Origin of the sequence: Rahnella perminowiae (assembly GCF_019049755.1) — a bacterium.
GTDB lineage: Bacteria > Pseudomonadota > Gammaproteobacteria > Enterobacterales > Enterobacteriaceae > Rahnella > Rahnella perminowiae.
In genome coordinates this window covers 1-255 of record NZ_JAFMOS010000019.1, presented here as the reverse complement: position 1 = coordinate 255, position 255 = coordinate 1, and the positions used below count along the sequence as shown (strand labels likewise).

Genomic DNA, 255 nt, shown 5'->3' with positions numbered 1-255 from the left:
CGGCACCTAAATCCTGAGCGGCTTTAATATCACTCCGGCTGTAATAGCCTTTATCAGCCAGAACGGTAATATCCACTTTGCCAACAGCATCTTGCGCTAATTTTGTCACAGCAGTTAACTGCCCACGATCTGGTGTATTCGTCACTTCATGAGCAACAATCAGGTGATTTTTGGCATCAACGGCAGTCTGCACGTTATAGCTAACCTGACGGTTAACATTGTTTATTTTCATCAACCGGGAATCAGGATCTGTCA

The 255-nt window shown here is 44.7% G+C and carries 1 protein-coding gene; it reads right to left on the bottom strand.

Translation table 11 applies throughout. The features are described from left to right. Positions 1 to 255, bottom strand: a 255-nt coding sequence (locus J1785_RS00080; RefSeq protein ID WP_217192070.1) for a transposase, incomplete at both ends; no start/stop codon positions are given.